This is a genomic window from Marivivens sp. ABH4_498 (assembly GCF_056160585.1).
The window spans coordinates 92,815-107,842 of sequence record NZ_JBSWXL010000009.1 but is presented as its reverse complement, the minus strand read 5'-3'; the positions used below and the strand labels follow the sequence as shown (position 1 = coordinate 107,842).

Sequence of the window (15,028 nt, the reverse complement as noted above, 5' to 3'; positions counted from 1 at the left end):
GATGTCAGAATTTTTGCCCTTTTTCGGCAGTGCAGGTTTCACCATTCTGGCTTTTGTGGTCGCTTTGTCGATCATCGTCGCGATCCATGAATATGGTCACTATATCGTCGGCCGCTGGTGCGGTATCGGCGCCGAGGTGTTTTCGCTGGGCTTTGGTCCTGTCCTGATTTCGCGCACCGACAAACGCGGCACCCGTTGGCAGATCGCGGCCATTCCACTGGGCGGCTATGTGAAATTTCTGGGCGATGCGAATGCGGCATCGGTCGGCGGCACAGATGGCGGTCGCAACACCATGCTGGGGGCACCCGTTTGGGCACGCGCGGCAACGGTAGCGGCGGGTCCGTTTTTCAATTTCATCCTGACCTTGGTTGTTTTCACGGGGCTGGGCCTGTGGGCGGGCAAAGCGACCGATCCTTTGACATTGCGTAGCGTGCCTGACTTGCCGCCATCCTATGTGCAGGAACTGGAAATTGGCGATCAGATCATCGCGGTCGAAGATATCGATGCACGGTCGGTGGCTCAGTTCGCGGCGGCCTTGGATCAATTGCCGATCCAGCAGTCGCTGACCTATACCGTTGTGCGCGGCGACGTGGAAATGCAGGTGCAGGGCCCGTATCCGAACACGACTGCGGTTCTGTCCGTCACCCATGACAGCGCGGCTGCCCGCGCTGGCGTGCAAGAGGGCGACGTGATCACCGCGATCGACGGCGTCAACGTCTATGCGTTTCCACAGATGGTGGAAATCGTGTCCGGTTCAAATGGGGCAGAGCTGGTCTTTGATATCTGGCGCAATGGCGACATGATCCAAATGCAGATCACGCCGCGCCGCACCGATTTGCCGACTGCGGATGGTGGGTTCGAAACCCGTTGGTTAATCGGCGTGTCGGGCGGGATTTTCTTTGACCCAGAAACCGTGACGCCTTCGATATTCGAAGCTGTCAGCGACGCCTTTGCTCAGCTATGGTATGTTCTGGAAACGTCGGTTTCGGCGCTCTACCACATGATTGCGGGTCAGATTTCCACCTGTAACCTGTCCAGCCCTGTGGGCATCGCGCAGGCGTCGGGTGCGATGGCTGCGGCGGGTTTGACCGATTTCATCAGCTTTATCGGGTTCTTGTCGGCGGCGGTTGGTCTGTTGAACCTGTTCCCGATCCCTGTGTTGGACGGGGGGCATCTGGTGTTCCACGCGTACGAAGCGATTACAGGACGCAAACCCAGCGACGGCGCGATGCGCATTTTGATTGCGGTTGGTCTGTCGCTGATCCTGACCATGACGCTGTTCGGCCTGATGAACGATCTGTTCCTTTGCCCCTGACATTCCGCGATCCTGCCCAGATGTTGCCACAATTGCGCGGCACATCTGGTCGCAGATTAGGGAGAGCATCATGCAAACGATTTCTGCTGGATATCAAAGTCTGTCTTTGCTGATCAATTTGAACTGGGACCGCATCATGTATGTGGCGGCTATTGGTGCGGCACTATGGCTTGGGTCGGTTGTTACGCAAATCATTCTGTAACCGGTTTTTCGCGACAACTATCGGCAAACCGACGCGCGCACCCTAAATGGGTGCGTTCTTGTTTTTGACAACGCGCATTATTGTGTTTAGGCAAGTTCCCAATGGGGACGTCTGAATTGGTTGGATTAATGCGCCTGAATACTTTGTTTGACAAAATGCCTTCGGGCAAAGCGATTTTGAAAATGACTGCAGTGGCAGGGATCGCCGCGCTGACAGTTCAGCCGCTGCCGACTTTGGCGCAAAACTTTGCTTTCAACTCTGTTTCGATCGAAGGGAACGCCCGGATCGAAGACGAAACGATCCTAAGCTATTTGGGCGTGGCCCAGGGCGAAGCGGTAACTGCCGCCCAGTTGAATGACGCGGGCCAACGCATCCGCGCCACGGGGTTGTTCGAAAACGTCGAGATCATCCCGCAAGGCAACCAATTGGTGATCCGCGTCACCGAATTCCCAACCGTTTACCGCATCAATTTCGAAGGCAATTCGCGTCTGAAAGACGATCAGCTGTTTTCGACCATCCGGTCCACCGAACGCCGTATCTACAGCCCGACCGATGTGGAACAGGACGTGGCTGATATCACTGCGGCCTATGCTGCGTCGGGCCGTATCAATGCTGTCGTCACGCCGCGTATCATTCGTCTGCCCGATAATCGCGTGAACCTGGTTTTTGAAATTTCGGAAAATGGCGTGACCGAAATTGAACGTATCGGTTTTGCGGGCAACCGCACCTTTTCCGATCGTCGTTTGCGCAACGTTCTGACCACCAAACAGGCAGGCGCGCTGCGTACTTTTATTGGGCGCGACACCTATTCGCCGGAACGTCTGGAATTCGATAAACAGGTTCTGACAGATTTCTATCAATCGCGCGGTTTCCCTGATTTTGTCGTGCAGGATGTGTCGGTTCAGTTGACCAGCGAACGTGACGCATTTGTCGTCACCTATAACGTCGAAGAAGGTCAGCGATATTCCATCGGTGGTGTGTCGGTCACATCAGAATTGAACGATGCCGTTGATCTGGCAGCATTCAACGATGTTATTCGCACCCGCAATGGCGACACCTATTCGCCCGTCAGCATTGAAAACGACATTGCCCGACTAGAGGATCTGGCAACCCGTCTGGGGATGCAATTTGTTCAGGTTGACCCGCGTATCGTCCGCAATGAGGCGACACAAACGCTCGAGCTGACCTTTGCGCTGGTGCGCGGCGAACGTATTTTTGTCGAACGTATCGATATCGAAGGCAACAACACCACGCTGGACCGCGTCGTGCGTCAGCAATTCCGCGTTGTCGAAGGTGACCCATTCAACCCGCGCGCAATCCGTCAGGCCGCTGAACGCATCCGTTCGCTGGGGTTCTTTGCGAATGCTGCTGTGAACACGCGCCAAGGTTCGGCGCCGGATCAGGTGGTTGTGGATGTTGACGTCGTAGAGGCGCCAACCGGATCGCTGTCATTTGGTGCAAACTACAACACGGATGATGGTTTTGGTTTGCTGGCCTCTTTCCGCCAGTCGAATTTCTTGGGTCGTGGCCAGTCGCTGAACCTGTCGTTCTCGACCGCTGAAAGTAACAGATATTTCCAACTTAGCTTTGCCGAACCATACCTGCTGGGTCGAAACCTGCGGTTTGGTCTGGATACAAACTATGTGATCACCGACAACGAAGGTGCGGATTACGATACCGAAAGCTTTACGCTCAAGCCGTCTTTGGGATTTGCCGTCAGTGAACGCGGCAATCTGCAGGCTTATGTGCAAACGCGTTACAGCGACATCACCAATGCGGTAGACGGCGAAGTCGCGCCCGAAACCTTTGCTGATAGCGAAGAGGATGGTCGCTGGACGCAATCGGTGGGCTACACCTATTCGTGGGACAGCCGCCGCGACGGCCTAGAAGAAGAATCCGGCTATAAACTGCGGTTCGGTCAGGAATTTGGCTTTGGCGACACCCAGTTCATCAAAACAACCGCAAGCGCGGGTGCGACCACCACTGTTTTGAACGATGCGCTGACGCTGACAGCCACGGTCGAAGGTGGCTATCTGCACTACAACAAAGGCGACAGTTCGATTGTCGACCGGTTCTTCTTGCGTGGTAGCCAGATGCGCGGCTTTAGCCTGTATGGTATGGGCCCGCGTTACTACGACGACGCTAACGGCGTGAACGATTCACTGGGCGGCAACGCCTATGCCGTCGCCCGCCTAGAGGCCGAATTCCCACTGGGTCTGCCAGAAGAATACGGAATTTCGGGTGGTGCGTTTGTCGATTACGGATCGCTATGGGATCCGGGTTTCGATTGTTCGGGTGCCAATTATTATTACTGCGATTTCACACCGCGTACGATTGCGGGTGTATCGATCTTTTGGGACACACCAATCGGCCCGCTGCGTTTCAACTTTACCGAAGCTTTGGACGTTCAGGAATTTGACGAAACCAAAGGCTTTGATGTGACGATTTCGACCAGCTTCTGATGCGGGGCTTGCGTGCATTGATTTTGGGTGCATGCCTTGCCATTGGGGCAGGGCATGTATCTGCACAAACCCAACCTGTGCAGTTGCCTTCTTCGGTGCTGATCATCGATACGGAACAGGTGTTTTCGGGCACGATATATGGTCAACGCATCATCGCCGAAGTGCAGGTCAAAACCGAAGCCCAGAACGAAGAAAACCGTCAGATCGCCAACGCGTTGATCGAAGAAGAACAAAGCATTGCCGCCCGGCGCGCGACAATGACCCCCGATGCGTTCCGCGCAGAGGCGGATGCCTTTGATGAAAAGGTCGTTGCGATCCGTCAGGCGCAAGACCAAAAAGAAGCGGAAATTCAGGCAGAGCTAGACGCCTTGCGCCGCGCCTTTGACGATGATGTGCGTCCGATACTGGGGCAGATCATGCGCGAACGAGGTGCGACCGTGATGATGGGCCGCCGTGACGTGATCCTGTATTTCGGGGCAATTGATATTACCGATATCGCCATTGCGACAGTTGATGCGCAATTAGGTGACGGAACTGAAACTTCTGGTGAATGACCCTATCTTGCCCGCTGGGCATTGAATTGTTAGTCACCACCCAAGGCCGCATTAAAGGACTATAGAATGACCGAAGCTGTAACCATTGCCGACATTGATCTGATCCAGCGTATTATCCCACATCGCTATCCGTTCTTGTTGGTGGACAAAGTCGTCGACATCAACGGCACACAGTCCGGCAAAGGCATCAAAAACGTCACCATGAACGAACCGCATTTCACGGGCCATTTCCCTGGCAACCCTGTGATGCCCGGCGTTCTGATCGTCGAGGCAATGGCCCAAACCGCGGGCGTTATGGTTGGCGTTGGCATGGGCATGGCGGACAAAAACCTGCAGGTGTATTTCATGGCGATCGACGGCGTGAAATTCCGCCGCATGGTCAAACCGGGTGACGTGCTGGAAATGCAGGTTGAAACCACCCGCGGCAAACCAGGCGCAAAGGTCTGGAAATTCAAAGGCGTTGCAACTGTTGATGGCGAAATGGCAGCCGAAGCTGAATTCACCGCCATGATGGACATGAGCAAATCCGAATGACCGCAAACATTCACGCCAGTGCCGTTATCGAAGACGGCGCAGTCATCGGACCCGACTGCGTCATCGGGCCTTTTTGTATTGTCGGGCCAGAGGTGAAACTGGGCCGTGGGGTTGTGTTGAAATCCCACGTTGTCGTCACGGGCGATACGACGATCGGTGACGAAACGACGATTTTTTCTTTTGCTGTGATTGGTGAAATTCCGCAGGATTTGAAATTCGGCGGCGAAAAAACGTCTTTGGTGATCGGCAAACGCAACCGCATCCGCGAACATGTGACCGTGAATACGGGCACTGCGGGTGGCGGCGGCGTGACCAAGATTGGCGATGATTGTTTGCTGATGGCAGGTTGCCACGTGGCCCATGATGCGCATCTGGGCGACCGCGTGATTATCGTGAACAGCACCGCTGTTGCGGGCCATGTCATCATCGAAGACGACGTGATTGTGGGCGGCCTATGCGGCATCCACCAATTCGTTCGCATCGGTCGCGGTGCGATCATTGGTGCGCTGACGATGGTGACCAACGACGTGATCCCCTATGCCTTGGTGCAAGGCGCGCGTGGCAAATTGGATGGCCTGAATTTGGTCGGTCTGAAACGGCGCGGCGTGGATCGGGCCGATATCACTGCGATGCGCGCGGCGTTTCAAACGCTCAAAGACGGAGAAGGCGCCTTTCTGGATCGCGCACGCCGCCTAAGCGAAGAAACCGAAAGCGCCTATGTCCGCGAAATGGTCGAATTCATTTTGGGCGACAGCGACCGCAGTTTCCTGACGCCGTCCTGATGATTGCTCTGATTGCAGGCACTGGTGATTTGCCCAAAGCATTGGTCGCGGAGCTACCCGCCCGCGACCTGATCGTCTGCGAATTGTTAGGGTTTACGCCTGATTTACCAGACGACCTGCCGCGTTTGCAGTTTCGGTTGGAAACCTTGGGGACTTTGATCCAAACGCTGCGGGACAAAGGCGTCGAACGCGTCTGCATGGCGGGCACAATCCGCCGCCCCAACGTCGATCCGGCCCTGATTGATGACCTGACCAAACCTTTGGTGCCTGCGATCATGGCTGCCTTGTCAAAGGGCGATGATGGCGCATTAAGGATCGTGTTTGAACTGTTTGAAAATGCAGGGATATCGGTGGTTGCTGCGCATGAAATTGCGCCCGGTTTGATCCCGCCTCATGGCGTTTTGACGCGTCATGGCCCAACCGATCAGCATGTTGCGGATGCTGAAATTGGCGATCAAATCATCGTTGAAATGGGCCGTAAAGACAGCGGTCAGGCCTGTATCATTCGGGGCCGTCAGTTGATCGTCGAAGAGAGCGTTGACGGAACCGATGCTATGATCGAAACGGTCTGCGCCGATCCATCATCCGAACCCGAAGGCGCGTTTGAATGGTTTGTGGGCGGCGTTTTGGATTACATCAAAGGCAAAGGTGACGCGCATCTACCCGCCGAAAACGGCATCCTGTTCAAAGCGCCAAAACCTGATCAAGACCGCCGCGCGGACTTACCTGTCATCGGCCCCAAAACCGCCATGCGCGCAGCCGAGGCTGGGCTGGCCGGTATCGTGATCGAAGCGGACGGCGTGATGGTATTAGATCTGCCATCCGTGCGCGGCATTCTGGATGCTCAGGGCATGTTTCTATGGGTAAGGCCCCGCACATGAAAATCTTTGTTCTAGCTGGCGAACCTTCGGGCGATCGTTTGGGCGGCGCGTTGATGGCTGGTTTGCGCGAATTGCGGCCTGACGTTGAATTCATCGGGGTGGGCGGCCCAATTATGCAGGCGCACGGATTGGACAGCCTATTCCCGATGGAAGAGCTGTCCATCATGGGGCTGGCTGAAATCCTGCCTAAATATTTCCACCTGAAACGGCGTATCGGACAGACCGCGGGTTTCATTGCGGCGGAAAAACCTGATGTGGTGATCACCATTGATGCGCCAGATTTTTCGTTGCGTGTCGCGAAATTGGTCAAAGATCTGACCAATATCCGTACCGTCCACTATGTTGCGCCCTCTGTCTGGGCTTGGCGTCCGAAACGTGCGGAACGCATGGCGCATATGATCGATCATGTGCTGGCCCTGCTGCCGTTTGAACCACCGTTGATGACCGCGCATGGGATGGACTGCGATTTTGTGGGGCATCCCGTTGTTGGCGAACGTCAGGCCACGGCCCAAGAGGCGACAGCGTTTCGTGCGGCCTATGGCATTGGCGATGCGCCCCTGATCCTGGCCCTACCTGGATCGCGCAAAGGCGAAGTGAACCGCCTGTCAGATCGGTTTGGCGCGGCGCTGGCTGGGGTTTTGCAGGCGCGACCAGATGCGCGTGTGGTCGTGCCCTGTGCAGCGTCAGTGGTGGATTTGGTCAAAGAAAAAGCCGCCGAATGGTCGTTTGACCCGATCTTGATCGATCCTGCGACAGCCGGCCCTATGGATAAACTGGCGGCGTTTCGTGCGGCGGATGTGGCCTTGGCTGCCTCTGGCACGGTGTCGCTTGAATTGGCGGCGGCGCAGACACCAATGGTCATTGCCTATGATTTCACATGGATCACATGGCAGATTATGAAACGGATGGCGCTGATTGACACGGTGACTTTGGTCAATCTGGTGTCGGACACGCAGGTAGTGCCCGAATTCTTGGGCCCCGACTGTTTGCCCGAAAAAATGACGCCAGCGATTTTGGACGTGTTGGAACATCCCGAACGCCAGTTGGACGCGCTGAACCTGACAATGGACCGTTTGGGCAAGGGCGGCGAGGCTCCGGGCCTGCGGGCCGCCCGTGCAGTTCTGGATCGGCTTTAGATCATCGGTTTCGACAGTTCGACCAATTCGCCATCCCGAACGGCGGTGTAAAAACACGACCGGCGGTTGGTGTGGCACGCTGGGCCGACCTGTCGGACTTTGACTAGAATGCAGTCGGAATCGCAGTCAAAGGTGAATTCGACCAATTCCTGCGTGTGGCCCGATGTTTCGCCTTTGACCCAGAACGATTGGCGCGAACGGGACCAATAGGTGACCTTGCCGCTATCCAGCGTGCGCTGAACTGCGTCCGCGTTCATCCAAGCCATCATCAGAACGTCGCCCGTAACGGCGTCTTGGGCGATGGCGGGGATCAAACCACGATCGTCGTATTTTAATTGGGTGGGATCAAATTTCATTGTTTTGGCCTGTTGTCAGAAACGCTCGCGGCCTATGTATGACAGAACGCCGCCGAAAGGAACGCCAAGTGTCTGACTCTACCGATCTGGTTAAACTATATTCCAACCGCATTTTGGCGCTGACTGCCGATATGCCGCTGACGGATCGTTTGGAAAATCCGGATGCGACCGTAAAAAAACGTGCGCCTTTGTGCGGGTCTACGGTGACTGTGGACATAAAAATGCACGATGGCATTATAACAAATTACGGACAGGACGTTAAAGCATGTGCATTGGGTCAAGCGTCAGCTGCAATCATGGGTGGGACCGTGATTGGTCGCAGTGGACAGGAAATCGCCAAAGCGCGGGATGAGCTCCGTGCGATGTTAAAAGACGAAGGGCCGGCGCCAGCGCCACCCTTTGACGGGTTAGAGGTGTTGATCCCCGCCCGTGAATACAAAAATCGCCATGCGTCGATCATGTTGGTGTTCGATGCCGTGGCAGAGGCAATAGCCGAGGCTAGCGCCTAGAGGAACGGTTGGTCGTCTGTAGGTATCACCCCTGCGTTTGCAGGCGAGGAGGACGTATGACGATCGTGACCAAAACCCCGTGGACTGACGGGAAACCTGCTGACGCTGCAGAGGCGCCGCCTGTGCTGAACGAAATTACGACAATTAGCACGAAAATGGCGTCTGATATCGTCGATGTCGCTGGTTTTTTGGATGTCGTCGGTGAGCAGGCCGAAAAACAATCCGCTGAAATGTCGGGGCTGCGGCAGCGTGTTGACGACATTGTCGATGCAAATCGCGCAGTGCAGGATTCGATCGCGATTGTGACCGAAGCGTCTGAAAACAATCTGACAGCGCTGAATGACAGCATCGAAGTTTTCAATTCCAGCAGCGAATCCAGCAAACAAATGGCGTCTTGGGTTCAATCGGTTGAAAACCGAATTGGTGCGGTCGTTGAAACGCTGAAAAATGTCGAACGCCTGAACGAAGAGATTTCGTCGATCGCGCGTCAGGTCAACATTCTGGCCATCAATGCAAAGATTGAAGCGGTCCGCGCAGGCACGCATGGACGCGGGTTTGCCGTGGTGGCCGAGGCAATCAATGATTTGTCGCGAAACACCAGTGACGCTGCAGAGGCCGTCAGCGAAGGTGTCGAAAGCCTAGCCAAGAATTTTACGGACCTGCGCCAAGAGGCTGCCGGTATCCAAGGCGTCGCCGCCAAGGTCATCGATGAAGTCAGCCAGACGAACGACAAAATGTCCGACATGGCGGATCAACTGCAGTCGACCGTTTCAACAACCGTGTCTATGCGTCAGCAGGCAGATCGCATTTCAAACGCCGTCGAAAGCTTTGGGCCTGTGTTTGATACGATCACAGGCTATGCCGAAGAAACGGGTAGCGGCGTTTTGAAATCGCGCGACCGTATCCATGCGTTGGTTGATGATAGTGAAACCGTGGTCAGGCAAAGCATTCTGGGTGGCGGCGCATCCGAAGACAAACAATTCATCGATTATGTGACCGAAACAGCCGCCGCGATTGGCCGCGAATTTGAACAGGCCGTAAAACACGGACAAATTTCCGAAGTCGAACTGTTCGATTATACCTACACGCCCATTCCCAACACTAATCCGCAGCAGGTATTGGCGCGCTTTACCCGATTTACCGATAGCGTCTTGCCGCGTCTGCAGGAACCTGCGCTGCAACTGGATCCGCGTGTCGTGTTTTGCGCGGCCGTGGATGTGAACGGGTATCTGCCCACCCACAACATGAAATTTTCGCACCCGCAGGGCGCGGACCCAGTGTGGAACATGGCCAATAGCCGCAACAGACGCGTGTTTGATGACCGTGTTGGGCTAAAAGCGGGGCAAAGCACGGAACCGTTCCTGATGCAGGTGTATCGCCGTGATATGGGCGGCGGCAATTTCGTGATGATGAAAGATTTGTCCGCACCAATCCGCATCAACGGCCGCCATTGGGGTGGTCTGCGTTTGGCCTATAAAATCTAAAAGAAACCGCCGCGCATCCGGGACAGGATGGCGGCGGGAAAAGACGCGATTTATGTGGGACCCACTGGGGAAAACGGGAATAGGCAGGGATCCGTTTTCTGTCAGGCAGTAACAGGGGCGGCGTCATAGTTGGGACAGGTGACGCTGCTAATCCCCAATGGCACAAATCACGAGGGCAAGGGTTACAGGATCGCGGGCAGGGATAAGCTCACATAGAAAATCACAACGATCGACGCTGCGCCAACTAGGTCCGACAGGACAGAGGCAGGGGATCGTGTCAGCACTGCTTTGATGTCTTTCGCCATGATGTGTTCCAGCTCTTGTTAACCTTCGTTGCTAATTTGTTCTCATACACCGCTGAGTCGTTCAAGAACTTTTTAAGAACATTTGTGAACATTTTGGAACGTTTTGGGTTAACCCACTGAAATCAAACGAATTGCTTTGTCCTGTTCCATTAACCAAAGTAAATGCCGCGCGGCTTTCCCACGGGCAGAGGTTAGCGTTGGATCGTCGTTTAATAGTTTCCGAGCGTCAGATTGCGCCGTTTGCATAAGCCCCGTTTGCCGTTCCAGATCGGCGATTCTGAAACGCGGTAGGCCGGATTGTGCGGTGCCGATCATGTCGCCGGCGCCGCGCATGGCCAGATCTTCTTCGGAAATGCGGAACCCGTCTTCGGTTTCGCGCAGGATTTCCAAACGCCGTTTGCCGCCTTCGGTCAGGGGTGGTTGGTACATCAACAAACACGTCGACGCCGCCGATCCGCGACCAACGCGGCCCCGTAGCTGGTGCAATTGTGCCAGCCCGAAATGTTCGGCCCGTTCGATCACCATGATCGATGCATTGGGCACGTTGACGCCCACTTCGATAACTGTGGTCGCGACCAAAACCGCTGTGTCGCCCGCCACAAATTTCGCCATAGCAGCGTCTTTGTCCGCTGGCGGCATTTGTCCGTGGACCAATCCGACCTTGTCATCCCCCAAGGCCGCACGCAGGCGTTTAAACCGTTCCTCCGCGGCGGTCATGTCGCTGACTTCGCTTTCTTCGACCAACGGGCAGACCCAATAGGCCTGACGGCCCTCTGCCACCGCAGCGCGCAGCCGCGCAACGACGTCGTCCATGCGTTCGGTACTGATTAACGCGGTTTTGACGGGCGTCCGGCCTGGCGGTTTTTCGTCCAGAACCGACACATCCATATCGCCGTATTGCGCCAAGGCCAGACTGCGCGGGATAGGCGTTGCGGTCATGACTAAAACATCCACGGCACGGCCTTTGGCCCCCAGTTCCATACGTTGCGCGACACCGAAACGATGCTGTTCGTCGATGATCGCCAAACGCAGGTCATGAAATTCGACATCTTTTTGGAACACGGCATGGGTTCCGACCAAAATCTGAATGTCGCCAGACGCCAGCGCCGCCAGTTTGTCCCGCCGCGCTGCGGATTTATCGCGTCCGGTCAATAGCTCTAGCCGGACGCCAGCCGCCGCGACCAGTGGTTGCAGCCCTTCCAAATGCTGGCGCGCCAATATTTCGGTCGGCGCCATCATCACGCCTTGGCCACCGGATTCGACCGCGTTAAGCAAAGCCATCAACGCGACCAACGTTTTGCCTGCGCCCACATCGCCCTGCAAAAGACGGTTCATCCGATGATCGCCCGCCATATCAGCCGCGATTTCGGCAATGGCGCGTGTTTGGGCATTGGTCGGCGCATAGGGTAGGGATGCCAGCACCTTTTGTTGCAGCGTCCCATTACCTTTGTTCGCGACTCCTTTGGATTTTCGGACCTGAGCCCGCGCCAAAGCCAGTGTAATTTGGTGCGCTAGAAATTCGTCATAGGCCAACCTTTGGCGCGCAGGATCAAAGGGCGACAAATCGGTTGTCGACTGAGGGTTGTGCGCGGCAGTCACGGCGTCTTTCCAACTGGGCCAGGATTCTTTCGCGATTTGGCTGGGATCAATCCATTCATCCAGATCCGCGGCTAGCCCCATGGCCGAACGGGTAGACCGCCACATCACCTTTTGCGTGACGCCCGATGTCAGGGGGTACACGGGTTCAAAGGCGGGGATATCTTCGCCTTCTTCGATGGGCAGAATGTGATCGGGGTGCACCATTTGACCGACCCCATCGAACAATTCGATTTTCCCCGAAACAACGCGCCGCGCGCCGATCGGCAGAACCTTGTTTAGATAGTCGCCCCGCGCGTGGAAAAACACGAGCTGGAACGTGGTCTGATTATCCTGAACCGTGACGCGATAGGGGCGTCCGCGCTGGCGGTTGGGGGTGTGTCCGATGACCTCAACCTCGACCGTGACAACGGCGGGCGCCACAACATCCAGTATCGAACCGCGACGACGGCGATCGACGCCCGAATGGGGCAGCGTAAACAGAACGTCTCGCGGTTTTTCGATGCCAATATGTTCTAAATTCGCAGCCGTTTTGGGCCCGACACCGTCTAGGCTGGTCAGGTCGCCAAATAACGGCCACAGAATTTCAGGGCGGCCGCTCATGCGTCCCCGATCAGCGCGATCCAGCCATCTTCGTCGATGGTTTCAATGCCCAAATCGGCGGCCTTTTTCGCTTTCGACCCTGCACCTGGTCCTGCAACCAAAAGGTCGGTTTTCGCGCTGACCGAACCGGCAACTTTCGCCCCCAAAGCTTCGGCGCGGGCTTTTGCCTCGGCGCGGGTCATTTTTTCCAACGTGCCGGTAAAGACGACGGTTTTGCCCACCACGGGGCTATCGTTCGATTGTGTTTTTGGCGATTGGATATCCAATTCGGCCACCAACCTATCAATCGCTGCGCGTTCTTCGGTTTGGGTTAGCGCGGTGATCAACGACGCAGCTAGGACAGCGCCTATGCCATCAATGGCGGTAAATTCGTTCCACGCCGCCATGGCAGATGGGTCTACCTCGGACCAAGCGCGGTCACGCGTTTTTTTGATCTCTGCGCGACGTCCTTCGGCCATGGCGTTGGCACGTTCCTTGGCTTCGGCAGCGTCAGCGGCTAGATGCGCGTCCGCGGCAACAGCGGCCTTGTCGGCAGTGTCCACAAGCGCGGGCCAGTTGGTGAAATGACGCGCCAGATCTTTGCCTGCAACTTCGCCCAGATGGCGAATGCCCAAAGCAAACAGAAATCGGCCAAAGTCTATTTTGCGTTTATCATCAATGGCATCGAATAGTTTGTTCGCGCTTTTTTCGCCAAAGCCGTCACGATTTTTCAACCGCGCCAGATTTTTGGCGTCACGCGCGCGTAGCGTGAAAATATCGGCGGGTTCACGAATGGGCAGCGTGGGGTCATCGTAGAACATTTCAATCTGCTTGGTTCCCAGACCTTCGATATCAAACGCCCCGCGAGAGACAAAATGTTTGAGTTTCTCAACGGCCTGCGCGGGGCATGCGAGCCCGCCTGTACAGCGCCGCACACTGTCGCCTTCTTCGCGGATCGCTTCGGATCCACATTCGGGGCAAACATGCGGAAATTCATAAGGTTGCGCGGTGTCGTTCCGTTTGGTCAAATCTACGTCGGCAACTTTGGGGATCACGTCGCCGGCGCGGTAAACCTGTACCCAGTCGCCAACACGGATGTCTTTGCCATCGCGGATGGGGTTTCCGTTGCTATCGCGGCCAGCAATGTAATCTTCGTTATGCAAAGTCGCGTTGGACACAACAACGCCGCCAACGGTCACGGGCGTCAATCGCGCAACTGGCGACAACGCACCGGTGCGGCCGACCTGAATTTCGATATCGTCTAGGCGTGTCCATGCCAGCTCGGCTGGGAATTTGTGTGCAATCGCCCAACGAGGAGTGGTGGAACGGAACCCCAATCTGCGTTGCAGCGCCAGATCATTCACTTTGTAAACGACGCCGTCGATATCATAGCCCAAATCAGCGCGTAGATTTTCGATCATATGGTAATGATCGATCAGATCATGGGTGGTTTCGCACAATTTGGTCAGGGGATTGACCTGAAACCCCAAATCTTTGAACCGTTGGATCGCATTCCATTGCGTATCTGCAATGTCGCCCGATACCTCGCCCCAGGCATAAGCGAAAAATTTCAGCGGGCGCGATCGCGTTATTTCCGCGTCCAACTGGCGCAGGCTGCCCGCAGCAGCATTGCGTGGATTGGCAAAGGTTTTGCCGCCGCGTTCGGCTTGCCGTTCGTTCAGCGCGGCAAAATCAGCGTGGCTCATGTACACTTCGCCGCGGATTTCGATCACTTCGGGTGCGCCAGTGATCTGATGCGGAATATCGGCGATGGTTTTGGCGTTTTCTGTGACGTTTTCGCCAACTTCGCCATCGCCGCGTGTTGCGGCCTGCACCAAAGTTCCGTTTTCATACCGCAGTGACAAGGAAAGGCCGTCGATTTTCGGTTCGGCCGTGAATGAAATCGGGTCGTTAGAGCCAAGGTATTTGCGTACTTGATCTGCAAAATCGGTCACGTCGCTGTCGTCGAACGCATTTGATAGCGACAACATACGAACTGCGTGAGTGATTTTGCCAAACCCATCCGCAACAGCGCCGCCCACTTGTTCGCTGGGACTATCTGCGCGTTTCAGGTCAGGAAAACGGGTTTCAATCTCTAGGTTGCGGCGTTTTAAAGCGTCGTAGGCGCTGTCAGAAATGTCTGGAGCGTCGTTGGTGTGATACGCTGTGTTCGCGTCCGAAATCGCGGCTGCGAGCCGTTCTAGTTCGGCCTTTGCCTGTTCGATTGTTAAATCATGAACCGATACATCTGCAAAATTGGCGTTCGTCACAGCGTCCCCCATGGTCGTCATGGCCCACTTTGGACCTGCCCTTGTTCTAGGGGGGCATAG

At 55.7% G+C, this 15,028-nt stretch carries 14 protein-coding genes; 10 read left to right on the top strand and 4 right to left on the bottom strand.

Annotation, left to right across the window (positions count from 1 at the left end):
* Position 1: 1 nt before the first annotated feature.
* The 8 genes from rseP to lpxB all read left to right on the top strand — a co-directional run bounded on the left by rseP (position 2) and on the right by lpxB (position 7,866).
* Positions 2 to 1,315: an RIP metalloprotease RseP gene (rseP, locus tag ACXAGA_RS15440; RefSeq protein ID WP_475118359.1), complete on the top strand. Its 1,314-nt coding sequence runs from the start codon at positions 2 to 4 to the stop codon at positions 1,313 to 1,315.
* 70 nt (positions 1,316 to 1,385) lie between these two features.
* Positions 1,386 to 1,517 (top strand): hypothetical protein, encoded by a 132-nt coding sequence (locus ACXAGA_RS15435; RefSeq protein ID WP_475118358.1) that lies wholly within the window; start codon positions 1,386 to 1,388, stop codon positions 1,515 to 1,517.
* A 101-nt stretch (positions 1,518 to 1,618) separates the two neighbouring features.
* Entirely contained in the window at positions 1,619 to 3,979 is a 2,361-nt protein-coding gene (gene bamA, locus ACXAGA_RS15430; protein ID WP_475118357.1) for an outer membrane protein assembly factor BamA, read from the top strand.
* Positions 3,979 to 4,533 carry an OmpH/Skp family outer membrane protein gene (locus tag ACXAGA_RS15425; protein WP_475118356.1) on the top strand — a complete coding sequence of 185 codons (555 nt, stop codon included), beginning with the start codon at positions 3,979 to 3,981 and terminating at the stop codon, positions 4,531 to 4,533. Before bamA ends, ACXAGA_RS15425 begins: the two co-directional genes overlap by 1 nt.
* Positions 4,534 to 4,599: 66 nt before the next feature.
* Entirely contained in the window at positions 4,600 to 5,067 is a 468-nt protein-coding gene (gene fabZ / locus ACXAGA_RS15420; RefSeq protein WP_475118355.1) for a 3-hydroxyacyl-ACP dehydratase FabZ, read from the top strand.
* A complete protein-coding gene (gene lpxA / locus ACXAGA_RS15415) occupies positions 5,064 to 5,849 on the top strand; it encodes an acyl-ACP--UDP-N-acetylglucosamine O-acyltransferase (RefSeq protein ID WP_475118354.1) in 786 nt (261 codons plus the stop codon). Before fabZ ends, lpxA begins: the two co-directional genes overlap by 4 nt.
* On the top strand, positions 5,849 to 6,730 hold the full coding sequence (locus ACXAGA_RS15410) for an LpxI family protein (RefSeq protein WP_475118353.1): 882 nt from the start codon (positions 5,849 to 5,851) through the stop codon (positions 6,728 to 6,730). The genes lpxA and ACXAGA_RS15410 overlap by 1 nt, the downstream gene beginning before the upstream one ends.
* Complete coding sequence (lpxB, locus tag ACXAGA_RS15405) at positions 6,727 to 7,866, top strand: lipid-A-disaccharide synthase (RefSeq protein WP_475118352.1); 1,140 nt, start codon at positions 6,727 to 6,729, stop codon at positions 7,864 to 7,866. The genes ACXAGA_RS15410 and lpxB overlap by 4 nt, the downstream gene beginning before the upstream one ends.
* Here lpxB and hisI read toward each other — a convergent pair.
* A complete protein-coding gene (gene hisI, locus ACXAGA_RS15400; RefSeq protein ID WP_475118351.1) occupies positions 7,863 to 8,222 on the bottom strand; it encodes a phosphoribosyl-AMP cyclohydrolase in 360 nt (119 codons plus the stop codon). The two genes, lpxB and hisI, sit on opposite strands and share 4 nt — an antisense overlap.
* A gap of 68 nt (positions 8,223 to 8,290) precedes the next feature.
* On the opposite strand from hisI, the gene ACXAGA_RS15395 reads away from it, so the two are divergent.
* Both ACXAGA_RS15395 and ACXAGA_RS15390 read left to right on the top strand, forming a co-directional pair.
* A complete protein-coding gene (locus tag ACXAGA_RS15395; protein ID WP_475118350.1) occupies positions 8,291 to 8,731 on the top strand; it encodes an iron-sulfur cluster assembly scaffold protein in 441 nt (146 codons plus the stop codon).
* Between the two features lie 56 nt (positions 8,732 to 8,787).
* Positions 8,788 to 10,215 (top strand): methyl-accepting chemotaxis protein, encoded by a 1,428-nt coding sequence (locus ACXAGA_RS15390; protein WP_475118349.1) that lies wholly within the window; start codon positions 8,788 to 8,790, stop codon positions 10,213 to 10,215.
* A gap of 182 nt (positions 10,216 to 10,397) precedes the next feature.
* Here ACXAGA_RS15390 and ACXAGA_RS15385 read toward each other — a convergent pair whose 3' ends face one another.
* From ACXAGA_RS15385 to ligA, 3 genes are all read right to left on the bottom strand, one after another.
* Positions 10,398 to 10,520 carry a hypothetical protein gene (locus ACXAGA_RS15385; RefSeq protein WP_276268497.1) on the bottom strand — a complete coding sequence of 41 codons (123 nt, stop codon included), beginning with the start codon at positions 10,518 to 10,520 and terminating at the stop codon, positions 10,398 to 10,400.
* A 108-nt stretch (positions 10,521 to 10,628) separates the two neighbouring features.
* Positions 10,629 to 12,719 carry an ATP-dependent DNA helicase RecG gene (gene recG, locus ACXAGA_RS15380; protein ID WP_475118348.1) on the bottom strand — a complete coding sequence of 697 codons (2,091 nt, stop codon included), beginning with the start codon at positions 12,717 to 12,719 and terminating at the stop codon, positions 10,629 to 10,631.
* Positions 12,716 to 14,980: an NAD-dependent DNA ligase LigA gene (gene ligA, locus ACXAGA_RS15375; protein ID WP_475118395.1), complete on the bottom strand. Its 2,265-nt coding sequence runs from the start codon at positions 14,978 to 14,980 to the stop codon at positions 12,716 to 12,718. Before ligA ends, recG begins: the two co-directional genes overlap by 4 nt.
* Positions 14,981 to 15,028 lie beyond the last annotated feature (48 nt).